Raw genomic sequence first — 20754 nt, forward strand, 5'->3', positions numbered from 1 at the left:
GCGGGCGCGCTCAGGTGCGTCGGGTGCACTGGACGCCTCGCACCCCACCGACGGATCGGACCGCCTCCATGTCTCTCGCTCTGCATCGCCTGGGCCGCTTCGTCGGCCGCCACCGGGCCGCCGTGCTCGTCGGCTGGCTGCTGCTCCTGCTGGTGGTGGGAGGCGCCTCCCGGGTCATGGGCTCGACCTTCGACGAGAACTACACGATCTCCGGCACCGAGTCGCAGGAGGGTCAGGACGTGCTGGCCGCACGCTTCGGCTCCGCCGCGACCGGCGCCACGGCACAGGTCCTCTACCGCGTGGACGCAGGCTCGGACATCACCACGGCGGGCGCACAGGCGACCATCGCGGACAGCCTCCGTGCCATCGCAGCGATCGACGGCGTCGCGAACGTCACCGACGCGGGCTCCCTGCCGGTGGACGATGCCGGCGACGCGACGCTCGCGACCGTCCAGTTCACGGACGAGCACCCCGACCACGCCACCCTCGACGCAGTGGAGGCCGCGGCGACCGTCGCGGACAACGGCGTGACCTCGACCATCGGCGGCAGCTCGTACGGGAACGGCACGGACGTCGGCGGGCACACGTCCGAGCTGATCGGCATCACCATGGCGCTGCTCGTGATGGTCCTCACGTTCGGCTCGCTGCTGGCCGCCGGCATGCCGATCCTCACCGCCCTGGTGGGAGTCGGCACCACGTTGTCCGCGATCACCCTGCTCACCCACGTCACGTCGGTGTCGAACGCGGCGCCCGCGTTCGCGTCGATGCTGGGGCTCGCGGTCGCGATCGACTACTCGCTGTTCATCCTGTCGCGGCATCGCGCCGAGCTCGCCGCGGGCGCGCAGCCGCGCGAGGCCATGGCACGTGCGCTCGCCACCTCAGGTTCCGCGGTGGTGTTCGCCGGGCTCACCGTCGTCGTCTCCCTGGTGGGCCTGGTGGTGGTGCAGATCCCCATGCTCACCGTCATGGCGCTGGGTGGCGCACTCGCCGTGACGATGGCGGTGCTTGCCGCGCTCACCCTGCTGCCAGCGGTGGCGCTGCTCGCCGGCGAACGCCTGCGGCCGCGTGCCGGCCGCACGGACAAGGCCGGCACGCGCGTGTCGGAACGGTGGATCCGGAGCGTGACGCGACGCCCGCTGGTCACCATCACGGCGGTCGTCGTGGTCGTCGGCGCCATCGCCGCGCCAGCGTTCTCGATCAGGCTCGCGCTGCCCGACGCCGGCACCCAGCCCGTCGGGACGGCGGCACGCGACCACTTCGACGCGGTGGCGGACACGTTCGGACCTGGGTACAACGCCCCGCTGCTCATCACGGCGGACATCCTGGGCTCGACCGACCCGGTGCAGACGGTCCAAGACCTGTCCGACGCGGTGGCCGCGCTTCCCGGAGTCGCCGCCGTGTCCAAGGCGACCCCCAACGCATCCGCCGACACCGCGCTCCTTCGGGTCATCCCCGAGGGCGGGCAGTCCGACCCTGCGACGGTCACGCTCGTGCAGACCATCCGCGACAACGCTGCCGCCGTGGAGGCCGAGCTCGGAGTGGGCGACGTCCGCGTCACCGGCACCACCGCCATCAACATCGACGTGTCCCAGCGCCTGTCCGACGCGCTGCTTCCTTTCGGCCTCACCGTCGTCGGCCTTTCGCTGGTGCTGCTCCTCATCGTCTTCCGCTCCGTCGCGGTGCCCATCAAGGCGACCGTCGGCTACGTGCTGTCCGTCGGCGCCGCGTTCGGCGCGATCGTCGCGGTGTTCCAGTGGGGCTGGCTGCCGTTCATCCTGGGAGGCAACGAGCCGGGCCCGCTGGTGAGCTTCCTTCCGATCCTCGTGATGGGCGTGCTGTTCGGCCTCGCGATGGACTACGAGATGTTCCTGGTGAGCCGCATGCGGGAGGAGTATGCGCACAGCGGTGATGCCACGCGGGCGATCCGCGTCGGGTTCTCGCACTCCGCACCCGTCGTCACGGCCGCCGCCGTCATCATGGTGAGCGTCTTCGTGGCCTTCCTCCCCGGAGGCTCCACCACCATCAAGCCCATCGCATTCGGCCTCGCGGTGGGGGTGGCGGTGGACGCCTTCCTGGTGCGCATGACGCTCGTACCCGCGGTGCTCACACTCCTCGGGGATCATGCCTGGAAGATGCCCGAGTCCTGGAAGCGGAGGCTCCCCACCGTGGACGTCGAGGGCGACGCCCTGGTGCGTCAGACCGCCGTCGGCTCCTCGCCCGAGGCGTCGTGCGCCCTGTCCGCGCTGGACGTCACCGCCCGCCTCGGAGACCTCCCGGTCACGGTCCAGGCCGCCCCGGGCCAGATCGTCATCCTGGACATCCCCGACACTGACGCTCAGGTCGCGCTCGGCGCGGTCCTCACCGGACGTGCGCACGCCTGGTCCGGCGATCTCGTGGTGGACGGCATGATTCTGCCCGAACGCGCAGGCGAGGTGCGCGCACGCTCCGCGGTGGCCACACCGGAGGGCGTCGACCAGACCCGCACCGCAGCGCACGAGGTGCGGGCCACGCTGACGCTCGCAGGAGCGCGACGCCGGAACCTCACGGATCGCACCGCGCACGCGCTCGGGCTGCTCGCCGCGCTCGACATCCCCGCCGACGCGCACCTGGCGGCGCTCGACGAAGCCGACCGACGTGCCGTGGTGGCCGTGTCCGCCCTCGCCGCCGGCGCCCGACTCATCGTGCTGCCCGGCGCCCCTGACCACGACCTCGCCGCCCTGCTTGCGGGGCACGGCGCCTCGGTCGTCCTGTTCGCCCCCGTCCGCGCCACGCTCACCCGCACCGGCGCCCAGCAGCTCGAGATCGGAGCCTGACCGTGCGATCACCCCTGTCCCGCCCGACCGCCCTCCTGGCGCTCGCAGGCATCGCGGTTCCCGCGCTCGGCGCAGCGCTCCTGTCGTGGAGCGTGTCCGACCGCGTCGGCTCCTTGTCCGACGTGCCCGTCGCGATCGTCAACGACGACCAGATCATCACCGGCGACACACCCATGGCCGCCGGCCGTGCGCTGTCGGACGCGCTGATCCACCCGTCCACCACCGACCAGCCGACGCTCGGCTGGGAGCTCACCAACGACGACCTCGCCGCGCAGGGCCTTGCCGACGGCACGTACAGTGCCGTCCTGACCATCCCCGAGGACTTCTCCTCCTCCGTGCTGTCGCTCGCAGGCGACTCACCGAAGCAGGCCGAGCTGTCGCTCGAGACCGACCCCGCCTCGTCCGCGAGCGCTGCTGCGATCTCCCAGCTCGTCAGCACCGCAGCCGCGGACGCCTTGGGCACGCAGGTGTCCGAACAGGTGCTCACCACCACGTACGAGGGCCTCGGTACCCTGTCGTCGTCGCTCGCGGACGCGTCCTCGGGGGCGGCACAGGCGGACGACGCGGCGCAGTCCCTGGCCGACGCCGCGTCACAGGTCGACGACGGCGCGAGCAGCCTGGCCGACGGCCTCGGGGCGCTCGGGACGGGCGCGAGCGGGGTCGCGAGCGGAAGCCGGGGCATCGCCGACGGTGCCGCGCAGGCGGCGTCTGGGGCAGCCTCGTTGTCCTCCGGGGCGGCCGGGCTCGCCTCGGGCGCCTCAGACCTGGCCGACGCCACGGCACAGGTGGCGGCAGGAGCGGCCAGCTCCGCCTCGGGTGCGCGTGCGCTCGCCCAGTCGCTCACCGCCCTGTCCGCCTCATGTTCCGCCGCAGGAGGGAGCGCCGCGTACTGTGCCCAGCTCGCGGCGGCGTCCGGCGGCGCGGAGACCCTCGCAGCCGGACTCGACGTCCTCACGACCGGCACGTCGGGCGTCGCCACGGGCACCGCCACGCTCGCCTCCTCGGCCGACACCCTCGCCTCCGGCACCGCGGCCACCGCCACGGGGCTGGAGACGCTGGCCGCCAGCGCTGCGCAGCTCGCCGACGGCGCCGCCGCCGTGAGCCAGGGCATCGGCGACGTCTCGGACGGCGCCTCCTCGCTCGCAGACGGCACCGCTCAGCTCGCCTCCGGCGCGGCCGGCCTCACCGAAGGCACCGGCGCCCTGGCCGATGGCCTGGCACAGGCCTCCGCGCAGGTTCCCTCCTACACCGACGACCAGGCCTCGGCCATGGCCACCGTCGTCGCGCAGCCCGTCGCGCTCAGCTCCAGCTCCGACTCCAGCGCCGGCGGCTGGGGCGCAGCCGCGATCCTCACGATCGTGCTGTGGCTGGGGCCGCTCACGGTCTGGGCCACGGGGCGTCGGGCCGGGACCGCCGCCGTCCTGGCGACCCCCGCGTCCGCGCGACGCATCAGCCGTTCGCTCACCCGGCCCGCACTGCTGCTGGCAGCAGCACAAGCGGTCGCCGCCGTCGTCGTCCTTGCCTGGAGCGGGACCACCCTGAGCGCGCCGTTGGCGCTCACCGCGCTCTCCGTGCTGGCAGCCGCCGCGTTCGCGCTGCTCGCTCTCGGGTTCCGGGCGTCCCTGGGCCGCTACGCGCTCGCCGCATATGCGGGACTCGCGCTCCTCCAGATGGCGACGCTCACAGGCGTGCTCCCGGTGCAGACGGCACCCGCACCGCTCGGCGCGCTCGCCTCGCTGCTGCCGGCGACAGCGTTCATGGACGCCGCATCGTCCCTGGCAGGGGACCCGACAGGCAACTCACTGGCCGTCGCGATCGTGTGCCTCGTCGCGTGGGGAGCGCTCGGGAGCGTTCTGCTGCGTCGACGCGTTGCCAAGGTGGACCTTCCGCGCCCGCGGTCACGCGCACTTTCCCTCGCGTCCGCGGGCGCGGATGGCAGGATGGCCGCATGACGTCCCGCGTGCTCGTCGTGGACGACGACGAGGAGATCCGCACGATGCTCGCGTCCACCCTCGCGTTCGCCGGGTTCCAGGTGGACCTCGCCGAGGGCGCGACGCCCGCGCTCGCCTCCCTGGCTGCTCACCGGCCCGACGTCGTCATCCTCGACGTGACGATGCCAGGCACCGACGGCTACGACCTGGTGCAGCTCATCCGCAGCCGCGACGCCGACCTCCCCGTGCTGTTCCTCTCCGCCCGCGACGCCGTCGAGGACAGGGTGCGCGGCCTGCGCCTGGGCGGCGACGACTATGTCACCAAGCCGTTCAGCGCCGTCGAGGTGGTGGCCCGCATCGAGGCGCTGATGCGCCGCGGGTCACGCACCGAAGCGGCGGACGATCCACGGATGCTGCGCCTCGCCGACCTCACGATGGACCTCGCCGCGCATCGCGTGGAACGTGAGGGCCGTGAGATCTCGCTCTCCCCCACCGAGTTCCGCCTGCTCGAGCTGCTGCTGGTCAACGCCGGCCGCGTGCTGTCCAAGGGGCAGATCCTGGAGGACATCTGGATGTACGACTTCGGTGGAGACACGAACGTCGTCGAGCGCTTCATCTCCAACCTGCGCCGCAAGGTCGACGACGGGCACACCCCGCTCATCCACACGATCCGCGGCTTCGGCTACTCGCTGCGCACCGCCGACGGTGCGTGACGATGCGTTCGATCAGGGCACGCCTCACCGTCACGCTGTCCGCGCTCACGGCCGCCGTCGTGCTCGGCGCCGCCATCGTCGGCTCGATCGCCGTGCCACCCCTCCTGCAGCAGCGGTTCGCGGACCAGCTGGAGTCCGCGGCCACGCGCGCGTCGGCAAGCCTGGCGTCCGCCGGGGGCGCCGAGCTCACCGACCAGACGCTGCCCGGCATCGCGGGAGACAGCATGGGCCTCGTGCTGCTGTCCTCCGGGGAGCCCGTGGCCGCGAACGGTGTCGCAGCCGAGGACGTCTCCACCCTCGCGGCGCTGAGTGTGACGGCCCCGACCGAGGTCGCCGGCCGCTACCTGGGCATGAGCGTCGACATGACCGGGCTCAACCTCACCTACCTCGATGCCGACGGCATCCAGATCCCGATCGACCGCGTCGTCCTCGTCATGCGCACCACCGACCGCGAGGAGGTGATCGCCACGATCGCCACCTGGCTCCTGCTCGGCGGCGTCGCCACATCGGCCCTCTTGATCGCAGTCGCAGCCATCGTCGTCGCGCGGGGCATGCGTCCGCTCGAGGCGATGGCGGACCGCGCCGAACGGATCGCGTCCGGGGACAGATCCCTGCGGCTCAGCCCGGGTTCGAGCGGCGACCCCGCGATCGACCGGATGGCCTCGACGGTCGACGCCGCGCTCGACTCGCAAGAGCTCGCCGAGCAGCGGCTGCGCACCTTCCTGGCCGACGCCTCGCACGAGCTCCGCACACCGCTCACCACAGCCTCGGGCTGGGTGGACCTCTACCTGCGCGGCGGCCTGGAGGATCGCGAACGCCTGGACGATGCGATGACGCGCGTGGACACCCAACTCACCCGGATGCGCCTCATGACCGACGAGATGCTCGCGCTGGCGCGCACCGACGCAGGCCGTCCGCTGGACCGGCAGCCTCTGGATCTCGCGGACATCGCGCGGGACGTGGTGAGCGACGCCCGGATCGCAGCGCCGGAGCGATCGATCGTGTGCACCGCGTCGGACGCGGCGCTGATGCGTGGCGACGAGGCGCGCCTCGCTCAGGTCGTCCGCAACCTCGTCGGCAACGCCGTGCAGCACACGCCTGCAGATGCGACCATCACCGTGCTCGTGGAGCCAGGTGCGGAGCAGCACGTGCTGCGGGTGCTCGACACCGGCCCTGGCATCGCGGCTGCCGACGTCCCCCACCTGTTCGAGAGGTTCTGGCGAGGCGGGGCTGCCCGCTCGGCGCGCGGCGGCGCGGGCCTGGGCCTCGCGATCGTTCAGGCGCTCGTGGAGCAGCACGACGGGACGGTCGCTGTGGCGAGCACGCCTGGCCAGGGCACCGAGTTCACGGTCACGCTGCCGATCGCGCGCGGCTGACGCTGACGTCGCGACGCGCTACGCGGCGACCCTGACCACGGACGCTCCCGCGCGGACCGCAAAGGGGATCTCCGCCACCGCATCGACACGCGCATGCAGGACGTCCAACGTCGCCGCGTCCGCCGAGGCGTCCACAGTCACCCCATACTCGATGCCCGTCGACGTCCACGTGCGCTCGTCGAAGCCGCCACGCGCCACCACCTTGACACCTCTGACCTCGATGCCGAGCGCCTGAGCCTCGCGATGAGTGTCGTTGAGCACGCACCCCGCCACCGCCAGGTGCAGCAGGTGCGCGCCCGTGAACACGGCGTCGGTCACCACGCCCTCATCCGTCCAGCGGTGCGGGAAGCGCGTGCCGCCAGCATCGGGCAAGCACCACGATCCCGATGCGACCGTGACCTCGTACGTCTCCATGAGTCCCATTCTGACTCGCACCCGATCTGCACCGCATGCTCGATGTCACGGCGCGGGGTCGCACCCCAACGACACTCACCTACCCGTCAGATGCAGCGCGGCTCCAGAAACGGCACTTACACACCCGAACCGTGATGGGCGCCATCAGATATCCGATTCGGGTCAGGCATCCAGGAGACGTTCGCGCAGTCGCGTCACGACCGCGGCCTCGCCGCCCGCGGCGTAGAACCACTCCTCCACGCCACCGGGGTGCGCCTCCCACACGTCCAGCACCGACTCGATGGCGTACGCCGGCGCCTGCAGCACCTCCTGAGGGATCTCGGCAAGGTTCGCCGCACCGTCGCCGATCCCGAACTGGCGGGACATGCGCGCGATCACCCCCGGCATCGACTCCGTGGTGAGCACGTAGTCCTCGACGATGTGCCGACGCTCGACGCCGATCAGCGCGAGCGCAAGCGCCACGGTGAGGCCCGTGCGGTCCTTGCCCGCTGAGCAGTGCACGAGCGAGGGACCATCGGCACCTGCCACCACCGTGACCGCCTCCACCAGTCGCGCGGCCGCCTCGCCCTTGATCATCTGCGCATACAGGCCCTTGAGCGTGCCTCCCCCGGCCTGCGCCTGCACTGCGGCGTCGGCGAACACGGGCACAGCCACCACGACGGTGCTCTCGGCAAGGGGATGCCCGTGCGACCTCTCGGCCTCGTCTCGCAGGTCCACCACCAGCGACGGCGGCCAAGGCTCGTGGCCCTCGGGCGGCAGGTCTCCGAAGTGCGGCGCGTCGGACCTCCACAGCACGCCCAGCTTCAGACCGGGGACAAGGTGGGCGACGTCGCGAAGGTTGGCCAGGGTGTTCATGCCTCGAGTCCACCACAGCCTGGCGTCTTCGCACACGGCACGGAGTCCCGTGTCGCGGCACCCCCGCAGTGGCACAACTGCGAGGCCGAGTGAGCCCTGGCAGGACATCAGTGTCGAGTCGACGCGCCAGATCCGACGCTCATGCACTGCCAGAACGCAGAGCCCGCCGTGCGCCGCTTGTGCAGCCGCCCACGGCCCCGGCGCACAGTCCCAGCGCACAGTCCCCGCCCACAGTCGCCGCCCACGGTCCCGGCCCACCGTCCCGGTCTGCCGTCCTCGAGCGCGAGTACCGTGGCCTGCGTCGCTGCGACCCCGCGCGGCGGGAAGGAGACCCATGTCCGTCTGGTTCATCACCGGCTGCTCCACCGGCATCGGCCGCGCCACCGCTGAGGTGGCCGCCGAGGCGGGGCACACCGTCATCGCGACGGCTCGCCGCCCCGAGACGCTCGACGACCTCGTGGCCCGGTTCCCCGCCAACGTCCATGCCCTTCCCCTGGACGTCACGGACGACGCGTCGATCGCCGCTGCCGTCTCGACAGCGATCCATCGCGCAGGCCGTGTGGACGTGCTGCTCAACAACGCGGGGATCGGACTGTTCTCCACGATCGAGGAGTCCGACCCGGCCGACGCCCACGCCGTCATGGACGCCAACTTCTGGGGCGCCGCCAAGGTCACCACCGCGCTGCTGCCCCACCTGCGCACACAGCGCTCGGGTCACATCCTCACGATCTCCTCGATCGCGGGCGTGCGCGGCTCCGCCGGCCTGGGCTACTACTGCGCCTCGAAGTTCGCGGTGTCCGGGTTCATGGAGGCCCTCGCCGCCGAGGTGGGACACCTGGGGATCAAGATCACGTTGGTCGAGCCAGGCCCGGTGCGCTCCCTCTGGATCCCGTCGGGCGCCAAGAACGAGGACATCATGCCGGACTACGCGCCGGTCATGGAGCCGTTCTGGGACCGCATCCACGCGCTCCCCGGCCACCAGCCCGGTTCCCCCACGGCGCTCGCCGAGGCGATGCTCACGCTCGTCGCCGCGCAGGAGCCGCCGCGCCACTTCATCGCGGGCGCGCACGCGCTCACCCAGACTCGCGCCAAGCTGACAAGCCTTGGCGCCGAGGTCGACGCCTGGGAGCAGCTGACTCTCTCCGTCGACCGTCCGCACGAATAGACGACGCAGGCCTGGAGCCACAGGCCGAGGCCGTCTCCTCTCGCAAGGACGCACAGGGGTCCCGGGTCGACGGTCGACCCGGGACCCTCGTCATGCGCGCGCGACTACGCCATGTCGCAGTAGCCGCCGTTGAGCAGGAACGCTCCGGGGGCGGTCACGCCGTCCACCTGGGTCCCGAGGAACCCGAAGGTCTCCTGCCTCCCCGGCTTGATGAGCGAGTCGTACGACAGGCTCGACGCGGTGACGTCCGCCCCGTCCTGCGTCACGTCGACCCTCCATGCCTGGGTGATCTGCTCGGCGCCGCTCCAGCTCCACGTGAGGTCCCAGCCGTCGATCGGCTCGGTCCCGGTGTTGGTGAGGACCACCTGCGCGTTGAACCCGCCGCCCATGCGGGGGTTGAACCAGGCCGAGTGGGTCACGTAACGCACCTGGCAGGAGTGCACGTCGGGCGTCAGCTGCAGGCCGACGAGCACCGGGTCATGGTCGGACGTGCGGTACATGTCGGGGGCGTAGAGCGCGGCGATCTCGTCGGCGCTCAAGTACTCCTCGTTGTAGCTGAGCACCGGGTTCTCGTCCGAGTTGATGTGATACTCGCTCGATCCCGTCACCTGTGCGGCCATCGACGGTGAGGCGAAGCCGTAGTCGAGCGAGCCCCACTGGCCCGAGTAGACGTACGAGTAGTCGCCGTCTCCCAGCTGGACGTAGCCGGCGTCCACGAGCACCTGGATCGGGTCCTCCTTGGCGTAGGAGTTGAAGTCGCCCACCATGATGACGTCGGGGTCGCCGTTGCCGGCAGCTCCCGAGTCGATCCAATCCACGAGCGCCTCCGCAGCCGCGGTACGGGTCGCGTTCCAGCAGCCCGCGCCGTCGCCGGAGTCATCGTCCGCCGTGCCGGCCTCCGGCGAGTCGGCCGCCGGGCACGAGCCCTTGGACTTGAGATGGTTCGCGACCACCGTGAAGTCGCCGCCCGTGCTCAGATCGGTGAAGGACTGTGCGAGCGACGGACGGTTCCTGTCATCCACGAACCGCGCGTCCACCGACGAGTCCATGAGCGTGAAGTCGCCCGCGAGCGCCACCTTGTCGGTGCGGTAGATCATGCCGACGCGGATCGCGTCGGTTCCGATCACCCCGGTCTCGACGGGCGCCCACACGTCCGTGCCGAGCAGGTCGTTCAGGCCCGACGCGAGGTCACCCGCAGTGTCCACACCGGGGGTGTTCTCCAGCTCGGCGAGCCCGATCACGTCGGCGTCCAGGGCGGACAGCGCCTGCAGCAGCTTGGCCCGCTGCTTGGACTGCTCCTGCGCGGAGTCGGCGCCGCGGCACTCCATGGTCTGAGCCGCGCCGCAGACGTCGTGCTTGCCGTCGTCCACGGTGAGGAAGTAGTTGAGCACGTTGAAGCCGGCCACCTGGATCGAGCCGCCGACGTCCTCCGGCTCGGCGGGACGCGGGTTCGTGGACTCGAAGAGGGGGATGACCCCGCCCGGCACGAGGCCGGAGTCGGAGAGGTCGCCGACGGCACGCACGCGGTACCCGCCGCCCGACTGGTAGTAGTCCAGGACTCCCACCAGGCCCGTCACCGTGTCACCGCCGCGCAGCGAGGTGGACGACGTGACGTTCTGCCCGTCGACTCCGTACACGAGGGGCCACGGGTTCTGAGCGTTGGTGGCGTCATCGAGCGTGATCTGGTTGAGGTCGTTCGCGGCCTGGAGTGCGATCGCGTCGGGGCCCGGAGCGACGACTGCGGTCGGCTGGTCCAGGCGTCCGCCCGAGCTGAGCAGGACCTCGCCGTAGCGCGCCTGGTTGTACAGCTCCGTCACCGACAGCGCTTGAGGGAACGTGACGAGCATGCTCTCGTATCGCTCCAGCTCGTCGGCCGAGGTCAGCGGCAGAGTGACCGTCGCGGGCGTGACCGTGTTGCCGCTCGACATCACGGTGACGTCGGTGACCGAGCCGATCTCCGTCACGCCCTTGTACTCGGTGACCTTGCCCCTCACGGACACGAGGTCGCCGAGCGCGACCGGGTCGCTGTAGTCGTAGACGAAGACGCCCTCGGACGTGGCGGGATCGCCATCGGCGTCGGCGTCGAGCGACTGCACGTGGAAGCCCGAGAGCTGGTAGTCGCCGCCGTCGCCCTGGTAGTCGCCTACGACGACGCCCTCGATGGTGACGATCTGACCCGTGAGCGGCGAGGTCTCACCGGAGCCCTGGATCGCGGAGATCTTGGTGACGGACGGCTCGTCGGTGCCGCCGCCGGTGTCGCCGCCATCGCCCGAGCCGGCGGGCGTGTATGCGCCGGCCGCGCAGGTCGTGGTGTGCGATCCGAGGTAGCCGAACGTGTCGGTCGCATAGCCGGTCCAGCCTGCGAGGTCGTAGACGTCGGTCGGGTCGGCGTCACCGGAGCAGACCGCGGCATCGCGCACGAGCGTGCGGTCCCTGGTGCTGCCCGTGGCGTCGCCAGCGGTGCCGCCGGTCCACACGACCTGGAGCCCCACCTGGCCGATCGAGTCCACCACGGTGCCCGTCGCCAGGTCGCCGTAGTAGAGGACCACGGCGTCGTCGCCGTTGAAGTTCACCGAGCTCAGGCTGACGCTGCCTGCGACGTCCTTGATGGCCTGGGTGGCGGACGAGTTGTAGTACACCTGCGTCTGCCCTGCGGCGATCGTGCCGGAGAGCGTGTTGTGGTACGTGGCGGACGTCGCGCCGTTCGAGTACAGGGCGAGCGTGTAGCCGCCCAGGTCGATCGCGTCGGTGGTCCCGTTGTAGATCTCGATCGCCTTGTTGCTCGACGAACCCTCGATGTACTCGGAGATGATCAGGTCGTGCAGTGCATCACCGTCGGCTGCGGCGGCCGGCAGGGCGACAAGAGTCGTCGCCCCCATCGCCACCAGTGCCGCGGACGCAAGAGCGCGTGCGCGCATAGGTTTCCCTCCCTAGATCCCCCACCCCTGGGGGATAGATCCATTTCGGGCGAAACAGACCTTTTCCAACCTAGGCGCAGAAGTTGGCGACCGGGAGGGCAGCCACGTAAACAGCGTGTGAATTCTTCCTGGCAGACGCGCCAACGGCGGCGGCGACGCTCAAGGTTCGTCGCCGCCGCCTGTCCAGGCCGCTGCCGGGGGCGGACGTCTCAGCCGGACGTCGCTCCTCCGGTGAGCAGCGCGACCATGGGCGCGTGGGCCGGCACCGCGAACGGCATCCTCGCGTCTCCGGCCCTCAGGGTGAGCACCACGGCATCGGGGTATTCGTGGTGAGGCTCGACGTCGACGCGGTCGATCGACGCCATCGGGACGGTCAGCCTGGACGACGACAGGGTGGGCACCGACCCGCGGGTCAGCCACTCGTGCCGGCCCAGCAGCTCGATCACCCGACGGTCGCCCGCGAGCACGCCGCCCTGCAGCGTCACCGGCGACAGCACCTGACGCGCGCGCTCCCACATCCCCGACAGCCCGTCGCCCGCAGGCCTGACCCGGCGGTGGCCGTGGCACGCCCATGCGGTGACGTCGCGATGCTCGGCGCGCAGGTCGCGCAGGGCGGCGGCGATGCCGATGTCGCCTCGCTTGCTCAGCACGCCGAGGTCAGGTGCGGCGCCTACGGTCGCGTCGAGCAGCGTCTGGCCCCACGGGCCGGGCTCGCGCAGCTCCAGCTCCTCGCGGAGCGCGTCGATCAGCCGACCGACGCCGCCACGCGGCGAGCCCGAGTGTCGCATGGAGATCGCACGGCCGTCCCGAGCCCGCAACGTGACGAGCCCGTGCAGCAGGTTGACCGAGTCGTGCACCGCCACCAGGTCGTCGAAGTCGACCCGATCCGTGCGGTAGCCGCGCGGAGGGGCCGGCATGCGGCGCCGCTCCTCACCTGCCCCGTTGCGGGTGAGGACGGTGACTCCGAGCTCGTCGATCACCACCAGGTGGTCGTAGAGGTCCATGTCCGGCGTCGCGTCGCGATGCTCGATGTCTCGTGGCACCTTGAGCACCAGTCTCGCGTGCATGAGGTCCAGGGGATGGTCGCGATACAGGGGCGGCACCTCGTCCATGGTCTTCACCGGGTCGATCCACGGACCGAACCTGGCCCATTCGTCCGTGTGGACCTGTTGCGCTCTCATGACCGCCTCGCCTCCCCCGGACGGCACGCTCACCGCCGGATCATCAAGCGCGGCCCCACAGGCGCGACGCCGCGCGCGGTTCCTCCTCTTCAGGCTACGCCTGGAGGCGACGATGCACCGGGCGGGCCCGGGGCCTCATGAATGTGAGGCGCGGTGAGGGTCAGGCGCCCTTGCGCTCCTTGAGCGTCGCGATCGCCTGAGGCAGCACGTCGCCGAGGTCGCCCACGATGCCCAGGTCGGCGATCTCGAAGATCGGCGCGTCGGGGTCGATGTTCACGGCGACGATGGTGCCCGACGCCTGCATGCCCCCGCGGTGGTGCACGGCGCCGGAGATGCCGCACGCGACGTACAGCGCGGGGGTCACCGTGGTGCCCGTCTGGCCCACCATGTGCTCGTGGGAGATCCAGCCCTCGTCGGTCGCGTCGCGCGTGGCGCCGACCGCGCCGTCGAGCAGCTCGGCCAGCTCGCGCACCAGGGCGTAGTCGCCGTTCGTGCCACGACCGCCGGAGACGACGACGCGTGCCTCCGCGAGCGGCACGCCCTCCTCGCGCTCGACGACCGCCACTCCCACCAGGCTCTCCTTGGTCTCGGGAGCCGCGAACTCGATCGCCTCGACCACCGCCGCCGCGGGTGCGTCGAGCGGGACGGCCTGCGTCGTGTTGGGACGCAGCGCCACGATCGCCTTCTCAGCGGCGACGCGGGTGCGGACGTTCCATGTGGCGGCGAACACGGTCTGCTCGGTCTCCACGCGCCCGTCGACGAGCTCCGCGCCCGAGGCGTCGACCACCACGCCCGCGCCGGTGCGCAACGCGACCAGGGTGGCCACCTCCTTGTTGAGGAACGTGGACGTCATGAGGGTCACCGCGGCGTCGGAGGCGGCCGCGGTGACCGCCGCGGCGCGCACCTTGGGCAGACGCGCCGCCGCGCCGACCTCCACGTGACGGACCTCCTGGGCGCCATGCGACGCGAGGGCGGCGACCGCGTCGGCCGTCGGCGCCTCGCCGATCCACACCGCCACCGGGCGTCCGAGCCCGCGCGCCAGCGTCAGGGACTCGAGCGAGGGGCCCGCGACCGTGCCGTCCCGGTGCTCCACGAGCACCGCCACCGTGATGCCTCTCATGCCAGGCCCTTCTCGATGAGGAAGTTCGCGAGGACGACGCCGCCGTCGCCGGTGTCCGTCAGGACCTGCCGGTCCTCCTTGGGAGGTCGGGGCACCGCCTCGACCACCTCCACGCGGGAGGCGATCGCGCCGACCGTCACGCCGTCCACGCCGATGTCGGCGAGAGTCCACTGCGTCACCGGCGCCTTCCGCGCCGCCATGATGAGCTTGAAGTTGGGGTAGCGCGGGCTGTTCGCCTCGTCCGTCACGGACACGACCGCCGGAAGCGGCGCGGACACGGTCTCGTGAGCGTCGGGCATGTGGCGCACGATCGTGGCGACGCCGTCGGCGACCTTGAGGTCCGAGGCGAGCGTGAGCTGCGCCCAGTCCAGGTCAGCCGCGAGCGCGGTGGGGAGCATGGAGGTGAGGCCGTCGAGCGCCGCCATGCCGGTGATCACCAGGTCCAGCGGCTGCTCGTCGTGCACCTTGCGGATCGCGGCGGCGAGCACCTTGGCCGTGCCGAACACGTCTGCCCCCGCGATCTCGTCGTCCGAGACATGGATGGCGTGGTTGGCGCCCAGCTGGAGGGCCTTGCGGACCGCTGCCACCGCGTCGGGCCCGCCGACGGTGAGAGCGTAGACCTCGCCCTCCCCCGCCGCCTCGACCAGCCTGAGCGCCGCCTCGACGGCGTTCTCATCGAGCTCGTTCATCGAGCCGTCGTCCGCGGTCCTCATAACCGAGCCATCCGTGAAGGATCGCTGCGACTGAAGGTCCGGCGTGAACTTGACCGTCACCAGAATGCGCATGGGTTCCAGCCTACTGGCGGCGCACCGTCGCCGCCGCATGCCCCGGAGGGCACCTCCGCCGTTGCCCCCGCGGGGGCACGGCTGCGATCGCCTCCGTTGTCAATTTCTGTTCGCTATTCGAGATTCACCGACGCACCGGGTGCAGGGTGGAACCTCTCAACACACGAACTTACACTCCAATTTCTTGTTGTCTACAGATTTTCGAGTTACAGTCTCCTCACCCCGGAAACGAGCGTCACACATCAGGTACGGTCGCCCGTGCGACCATTCAGGCAAGGAAGCCTCATGACTATCTCCGACGAAGCAGCGGTCATCCCGGAACCGCTCGACGATTCCACGCGCATCACCTCCGAGTTCGGCTCGCCCCGCAAGACGATCGGCCTCGTGCTCGTCGCCGCGCTCGGCATGTACGTGATGGCGATGAGCATGTCCACCGCGCTGTCGCTGCGCATCGCCAGCGTCGCGCCGGACACCAAGGACGTCATCTACAGCCGCACCGTCGCCATCGGCGCCCTGCTGATGCTGGTGGTCATCCCGCTCGCGGGCGCCCTGTCCGATCGCACCACCAGCCGCTTCGGCCGCCGCCGCCCGTGGATCGCCGGCGGACTCGTCGTCGCCCTCGTCACGGCGCTGATCGCGGGCATCTCGCCGAACCCCATCGTCATCGGCGCCTCGTACGTGGTGCTCGTGACCGCGATGCAGTCCTCGTTCAACGCCTACGCCGTCATCCCCGTGGAGGCCGTGCCCGACGCCATGCGCGCGCGCGTGATGGGCATCATGGGCCTCTTCGGCGCCCTGGCGTTCTCCGGCGGCTCCTACCTCACCGGCGCGCTCGTCGGGCAGCCCGTGCTGCTCATGACCGCCCCGGTCCTGCTCGCCGTCCTGACCGTTGCCCCGCTGCTCGCTCTCTACCGCGACCCGATCAAGGCGAAGGCCGAGGTGCCCGCGCTCGACGTCAAGAACCTCTTCGGCGGCCTGATCGTCAACCCTCGCAAGCACCCGAACTTCGGCTGGACCTGGCTCGCCCGCCTGCTCGCAGGCATCGCCATGGCGTCGCTGTTCACGTACTTCATCTACTACATGATCGACGTGCTCCAGGTGCCGCTGCCCGAGGTCGGCGCGAAGGCCGGCCTTCTCACGCTGATCTCGGCGCCCATCTCGGTGATCTTCTTCACGGGCTCCGGCTGGCTGTCGGACAAGGTGGGCCGCCGCAAGCCCTTCGTCGCGGTCGCCGCCGTGCTCATGGCCGCTGCGCTGGTGCTCGGTGCCAGCGCCACCAGCTTCGTCACCTTCGCCATCGCGTGGAGCATCTTCGCCATGGGCCAGGCCATCTACCTCACCGTGGACCTCGCGCTGTGCGCGTCGGTGCTCCCGAACGCGAAGGACGCGGGCAAGGACATGGCCGTGTTCGGGCTTGCGCTCAACATCCCGAACATCATCGTGCCGGCGGTCGGCCCGACGGTGCTGGCCCTGGGCGGCGGGCAGAACTACTCGCTGCTGTGGATCGCCGCCGCGGTCCTGTGCCTGGTCGGCGCCGGCCTCATGCCGCTGATCCGCGGGGTGCGCTGACACGTCGCGCCAGCGGCTCGGCGCGCCGACGATGCCAGGGGCCTGTCGATCCATCCGGTCGGTGGGCCCCTGGCATTCTGGTCTGCACCAGGGCGAGAGCCCTCACACGAACGAGGAGATGCGATGCGCGCGGCGGCAGCTGAGGTGACGATAGGCGGCGTCGCCCATCCCATGCTCGTGAGCATGCCCGACAGGCTGGGGCGAGGCGCCCCGCTCCTGATCGCCCTGCACGGCAGCGGCGGGAATCCCCGCGAGCTGCTCGACAGGAGCGGACTCGACACCCTCGCCCCCGACGCGGGGTTCGTCATGGTCGCGCCGCGCGCCGCCACCTCCCTGCCGGGGCGGGCTCCTCACCGTGACGGCGGATGGGCTTGGAACGTGCCCGATGTGCCGTTCATCGACGAATCCGCGGTCGCGGATCGCGACGACATCGACTTCCTGCTCCGTCTCCCCCAGGCCGCCGGCGCCACCTTGGGGTTCGCACCGTCCGCAGTGCTGATGGTCGGCTTCTCCGGCGGCGCGCGGATGGCATGTGCCTTCGCCTCGCGCCATCCCGGCTCCCTCGACGGCCTCGGCGTGGTCGCCGGCCTGCGGGCCGGTCCCGCGCCGGGGCCTGCTTTCGACGCTGCCCCGGTCGGGGCGCTCGCCGCAGGTGCGCCGCTTCCCGTGATCGCCTTCCACGGGACCGCCGACCCGGTGAATCCGTACGCGGGCGACGGCACGCCCCGCTGGGGCTACGGAGTGGAGCAGGCCGCGCAGCGGTGGGCCGAGCGCAACGGGGCAACCGTCACGCCGGGCGTCAGCGCGACGAGCGACAGGACCACCCTCCTGTCGTTCGGACAGGGCGGTCCCGGCGAGGTGCGCCTCTACGTCACGGACGGCGGCGGGCACGTCTGGCCGGGCGACCCCCGGCCCCCCTTCGACGACGCTCCGGTCACCGATGTCTCCGCCACGAGCCTGCTGCTGGAGTTCTTCCGCACCGTGAACCGGCCCCTGCGCTAGACCTCCTGGTAGGAGACCCACTCGATGCTCGCGGCGCCGCTGAGCGCCTCGAGCCCGATCATGCGTCCGGTGAAACCGCCTGCGAGCTCGGTGGCGAGGTAGCGGCCGTCGAGCGTCGCCAGCTCCAGAAGGCCGTCGCCTCGCCTCACCCCCAGGGAGACCTTGTCGGGGCCCGCGCTCTCGCCGAGCGCGGGAACGACCGCACGCGCACGGATCGCGAGCGCGTCGCCCGGTGCAAGCGCGACCTCGCCAAGCACCTGATCGAAGGGCGCGCTCACGGCCCTGGCGCGCGCGATGCCTCCGACAAGCTCGACGCCGTACCAGTGCGACGCATCGATCCGGACGCTCAGGCAGGCGTCGCCGTGGGCGACGCGAGCGTGCGCATCCCAGTCCCATGCCGTGACACGCGCGCACAGCACGGAGCCCTGCTCTGCAACGCCGGGCTCGCGGCCGTCCTCGAGGAGGAGGACGCCGTCGGCGCTCGCGAACATGTCGGGAGCGGTGGACGGCGCCACCCAGCGCGGGTCGAGCGCGCCTGCCTCGAAGTCGTCGCGGAAGGACCCGTCGCGCATCGGGACGTCGAAGCGGTCCTCGACGATGACGGGCCAGTCGTCCACCCACTCCACCCCGGCCAGGAACGTCTCGCGCCCCAGCACGTGAAAGCCCGGGTGCGACCCCGTCTGCCTGATGCCCAGATGCACCATCGCCCACGAGCCGTCGGCCAGCTCGACCAGGTCGGCATGGCCGACGGCCTGGACGGGATGCGGCGTCGAGCGGTGGCTGAAGAAGGGGTTCGACGGGTGCGCCTCGAAGGGTCCACGGGGCGACCGCGAGCGCGCCACCGAGACGCCGTGACCCAGATGGGTGCCGCCCTCGGCGACGATCAGGTACCACCAGTCGCCGCGCCGGATGAGGTGCGGACCTTCGGTGTCGGCCAGGCCGGTCCCCTGCCACACGACGCCTTCCTCGCCGAGCCGCTCGCCCGTGCGGGGGTCGATCGGCACCTGGTGGATCCCGGGCGGCGCGAAGCCTCGCCAGGTCAACAGGCAGGTGCCGTCGTCGTCCCAGGCCAGGTCGGGGTCGATGCCGACGGTGCCGGGCACCCGGATCGGCGCAGACCACGGCCCCTCGGGCCGTTCGGCGTGCGTGATCAGCTGGCCCGCGCCCACGTCACGGATGCTCGTGGTCGTCATCCACAGCAGACCGTCGTGGTGGCGCAGCGTGGGCGCGAAGATGCCCTGGCTGGCGCCCTCGGCGCCGGGGGCGGCGTTGATGACCACCGCATCGGGCAGCGCATGCCCCACGAGCTCCCACGTCACCAGGTCCGTGGACCGGTGGATGGGCACGCCCGGCGCATACTCGAACGTCGACGTGGCGATCAGGTACTCCTCGCCGGCGCGGCAGATCGACGGGTCCGGATGGAAGCCGGGCAGGATCGGTCGGTCAGTCACGGGCGCTCCTGTTCACCTTCCGGGCTCGACGACGGTGATGATCACGCGCGCGTACGCCGTCAACGCGGGGCTGCCGTCGTCCGTGGCCTCGAGGATCACGTGCACGGTGGCCCCGTCAGCGGCGTCGGCAGGAATGGTCACGTCGACGGCGGATGCTTCCACAGACGTGAGGACTGCCACGTCCGCGGTGCCTGCCTCGACGTACTGCCAGGGTCGAACCAGGACGGCGTCGCCATCGGGGTCGCTCACGATCCAGGCGATCCGCACCGTGTCGCCTGGCGCCGCAGACCTGGCCAACCCGTCGGGCACGTCGATCCGGGGGTGGTGGTTCGCCTGCGCGTACGAGGACGTCACGGACCATCGCAGCCGCCCGGCGAAGTCGTTCTGGAAGGCAGGGATCCACCGGCCGACGTCGCCCCAATCGGGCGCGGGCATCGAGAAGACCATCGGGTGCGAACCGACGGAGTTCCACCGGTGCGGATCCTCGGGATCCGCCTCCTGACGGCCTCCCCACCCCCCGAACGTGGGGTTCTCCCAGTTGCGCAGGCCGTTGTCGATGTGCAGCGCGACATTCGAGGTGTCGCCCTCCGAGATCCACGCACCCGGCTCCTCAACGGGGAAGAACACCTGGTAGCCGCGCTCACGCAGGTCGTCGTCCGTGAGGCCCGCGTGGCCGAAGTAGTCGTCGGCGTCGAAGCCGTCGGCCATGAAGAGGCCGTCTCCCCACACTCGATAGCCGGCCCCGATCGGCCCCACCGCCGTGACGTTCGCACGCGTCCACGGGGCGCCGAGGTACTCGAGGGCCTCCGGCGAGGCGACATGCCGGGCCGCGTAGCCCCACGCCGCGGTCGCCACCTGCCTCAGCTCGATCTCCGGCCAGGCGGGCCGGATGTACTCGGCGAAGGTCGAGTCCTGCTCACCCCAGCTCGTGAGCACCGTGCGGGCCATGAGGCGCGCCCTCGCCGCGTCACGGTCGGGGCGGTCCACCAGCCGCTCGTCGACCGTCATGAGGGCGCGCGCGATCGTGTTGAGGCCGCCCCACGCCTGCAGCACCAGGGTGCCGGGCTCGTGGTCCAGGAGCAGGTCTGCGATCAGGTCGGACCCTGGCGTCGGCTCGCGGGTGTCTCCCACATCCGCGATGTTGCCCTGGCGCACCAGCGAGCGCAGGTGCTCCGGAGCCGGGTACCGAGGGTCGTGCACCACCAGGTTCGCATGCACCTGCGCATACGCGTCGAGCGCCTGGTCGATATGTCCGCGCGCTCCGGCAGGAGGCCACCGATGCGCCTCCACGCCCCGAGCGGGGTCGCCCGCGAAGTGGAACATGCTGGACGAGTAGACGAGTCCCGCGAGCTCGATCTCGTTGCTGTACAGCACCAGCCTCAGCATCGAGTTGAGGTCGTCGAGCTCGGGGTCCGTGGTGACGACGACGCGCACCCGGCCTTGCCCCCTTCCGTCGCGCAT

15 protein-coding genes are annotated in these 20754 nt (G+C 71.3%); 7 read left to right on the top strand and 8 right to left on the bottom strand.

What is annotated here, in order from left to right; genetic code table 11:
* Positions 1–68: 68 nt before the first annotated feature.
* From RN607_RS10325 to RN607_RS10340, 4 genes are read left to right on the top strand one after another with little or no spacing between them, the layout of a single operon-like run.
* Positions 69–2813, top strand: a complete 2745-nt coding sequence (locus tag RN607_RS10325; RefSeq protein WP_313542451.1) for an MMPL family transporter — start codon at positions 69–71, stop codon at positions 2811–2813.
* A 2-nt stretch (positions 2814–2815) separates the two neighbouring features.
* Entirely contained in the window at positions 2816–4765 is a 1950-nt protein-coding gene (locus RN607_RS10330; RefSeq protein ID WP_313542453.1) for a YhgE/Pip domain-containing protein, read from the top strand.
* On the top strand, positions 4762–5457 hold the full coding sequence (locus RN607_RS10335) for a response regulator transcription factor (protein ID WP_313496909.1): 696 nt from the start codon (positions 4762–4764) through the stop codon (positions 5455–5457). The genes RN607_RS10330 and RN607_RS10335 overlap by 4 nt, the downstream gene beginning before the upstream one ends.
* Before the next feature lie 2 nt (positions 5458–5459).
* Complete coding sequence (locus RN607_RS10340) at positions 5460–6833, top strand: sensor histidine kinase (RefSeq protein ID WP_313542455.1); 1374 nt, start codon at positions 5460–5462, stop codon at positions 6831–6833.
* An 18-nt stretch (positions 6834–6851) separates the two neighbouring features.
* On the opposite strand, the gene RN607_RS10345 is transcribed toward RN607_RS10340, so the two are convergent.
* Positions 6852–7247 (bottom strand): OsmC family protein, encoded by a 396-nt coding sequence (locus RN607_RS10345; protein WP_313496913.1) that lies wholly within the window; start codon positions 7245–7247, stop codon positions 6852–6854.
* A 162-nt stretch (positions 7248–7409) separates the two neighbouring features.
* A complete protein-coding gene (locus RN607_RS10350) occupies positions 7410–8102 on the bottom strand; it encodes a tyrosine-protein phosphatase (protein WP_313496914.1) in 693 nt (230 codons plus the stop codon).
* 334 nt (positions 8103–8436) lie between these two features.
* On the opposite strand from RN607_RS10350, the gene RN607_RS10355 reads away from it, so the two are divergent.
* The gene (locus RN607_RS10355; RefSeq protein WP_313542457.1) at positions 8437–9267 is read left to right on the top strand and encodes an oxidoreductase; all 831 of its coding nucleotides are present in this window, start codon (positions 8437–8439) and stop codon (positions 9265–9267) included.
* Between the two features lie 104 nt (positions 9268–9371).
* Here RN607_RS10355 and RN607_RS10360 read toward each other — a convergent pair whose 3' ends face one another.
* The 4 genes from RN607_RS10360 to RN607_RS10375 form a co-directional block, all read right to left on the bottom strand.
* Positions 9372–12185: an ExeM/NucH family extracellular endonuclease gene (locus RN607_RS10360; protein WP_313542459.1), complete on the bottom strand. Its 2814-nt coding sequence runs from the start codon at positions 12183–12185 to the stop codon at positions 9372–9374.
* Positions 12186–12394: 209 nt separating this feature from the next.
* Positions 12395–13366, bottom strand: coding sequence for a hypothetical protein (locus tag RN607_RS10365; protein WP_313542461.1), 972 nt, complete (start codon positions 13364–13366; stop codon positions 12395–12397).
* Between the two features lie 160 nt (positions 13367–13526).
* Positions 13527–14486, bottom strand: a complete 960-nt coding sequence (locus tag RN607_RS10370; protein ID WP_313542464.1) for an electron transfer flavoprotein subunit alpha/FixB family protein — start codon at positions 14484–14486, stop codon at positions 13527–13529.
* The gene (locus RN607_RS10375; RefSeq protein WP_313542466.1) at positions 14483–15271 is read right to left on the bottom strand and encodes an electron transfer flavoprotein subunit beta/FixA family protein; all 789 of its coding nucleotides are present in this window, start codon (positions 15269–15271) and stop codon (positions 14483–14485) included. The genes RN607_RS10370 and RN607_RS10375 overlap by 4 nt, the downstream gene beginning before the upstream one ends.
* A gap of 285 nt (positions 15272–15556) precedes the next feature.
* On the opposite strand from RN607_RS10375, the gene RN607_RS10380 reads away from it, so the two are divergent.
* Entirely contained in the window at positions 15557–16840 is a 1284-nt protein-coding gene (locus RN607_RS10380) for an MFS transporter (RefSeq protein ID WP_313542468.1), read from the top strand.
* Positions 16841–17023: 183 nt separating this feature from the next.
* A complete protein-coding gene (locus RN607_RS10385; protein WP_313542470.1) occupies positions 17024–17842 on the top strand; it encodes a CE1 family esterase in 819 nt (272 codons plus the stop codon).
* Here RN607_RS10385 and RN607_RS10390 read toward each other — a convergent pair.
* On the bottom strand, positions 17839–19293 hold the full coding sequence (locus RN607_RS10390) for a glycoside hydrolase family 43 protein (RefSeq protein WP_313542471.1): 1455 nt from the start codon (positions 19291–19293) through the stop codon (positions 17839–17841). The genes RN607_RS10385 and RN607_RS10390 overlap by 4 nt on opposite strands.
* Before the next feature lie 12 nt (positions 19294–19305).
* On the bottom strand, positions 19306–20754 hold the full coding sequence (locus tag RN607_RS10395; RefSeq protein WP_313545423.1) for a DUF1593 domain-containing protein: 1449 nt from the start codon (positions 20752–20754) through the stop codon (positions 19306–19308).

It is taken from the genome of Demequina capsici (assembly GCF_032102965.1).
Lineage (GTDB): Bacteria > Actinomycetota > Actinomycetes > Actinomycetales > Demequinaceae > Demequina > Demequina capsici.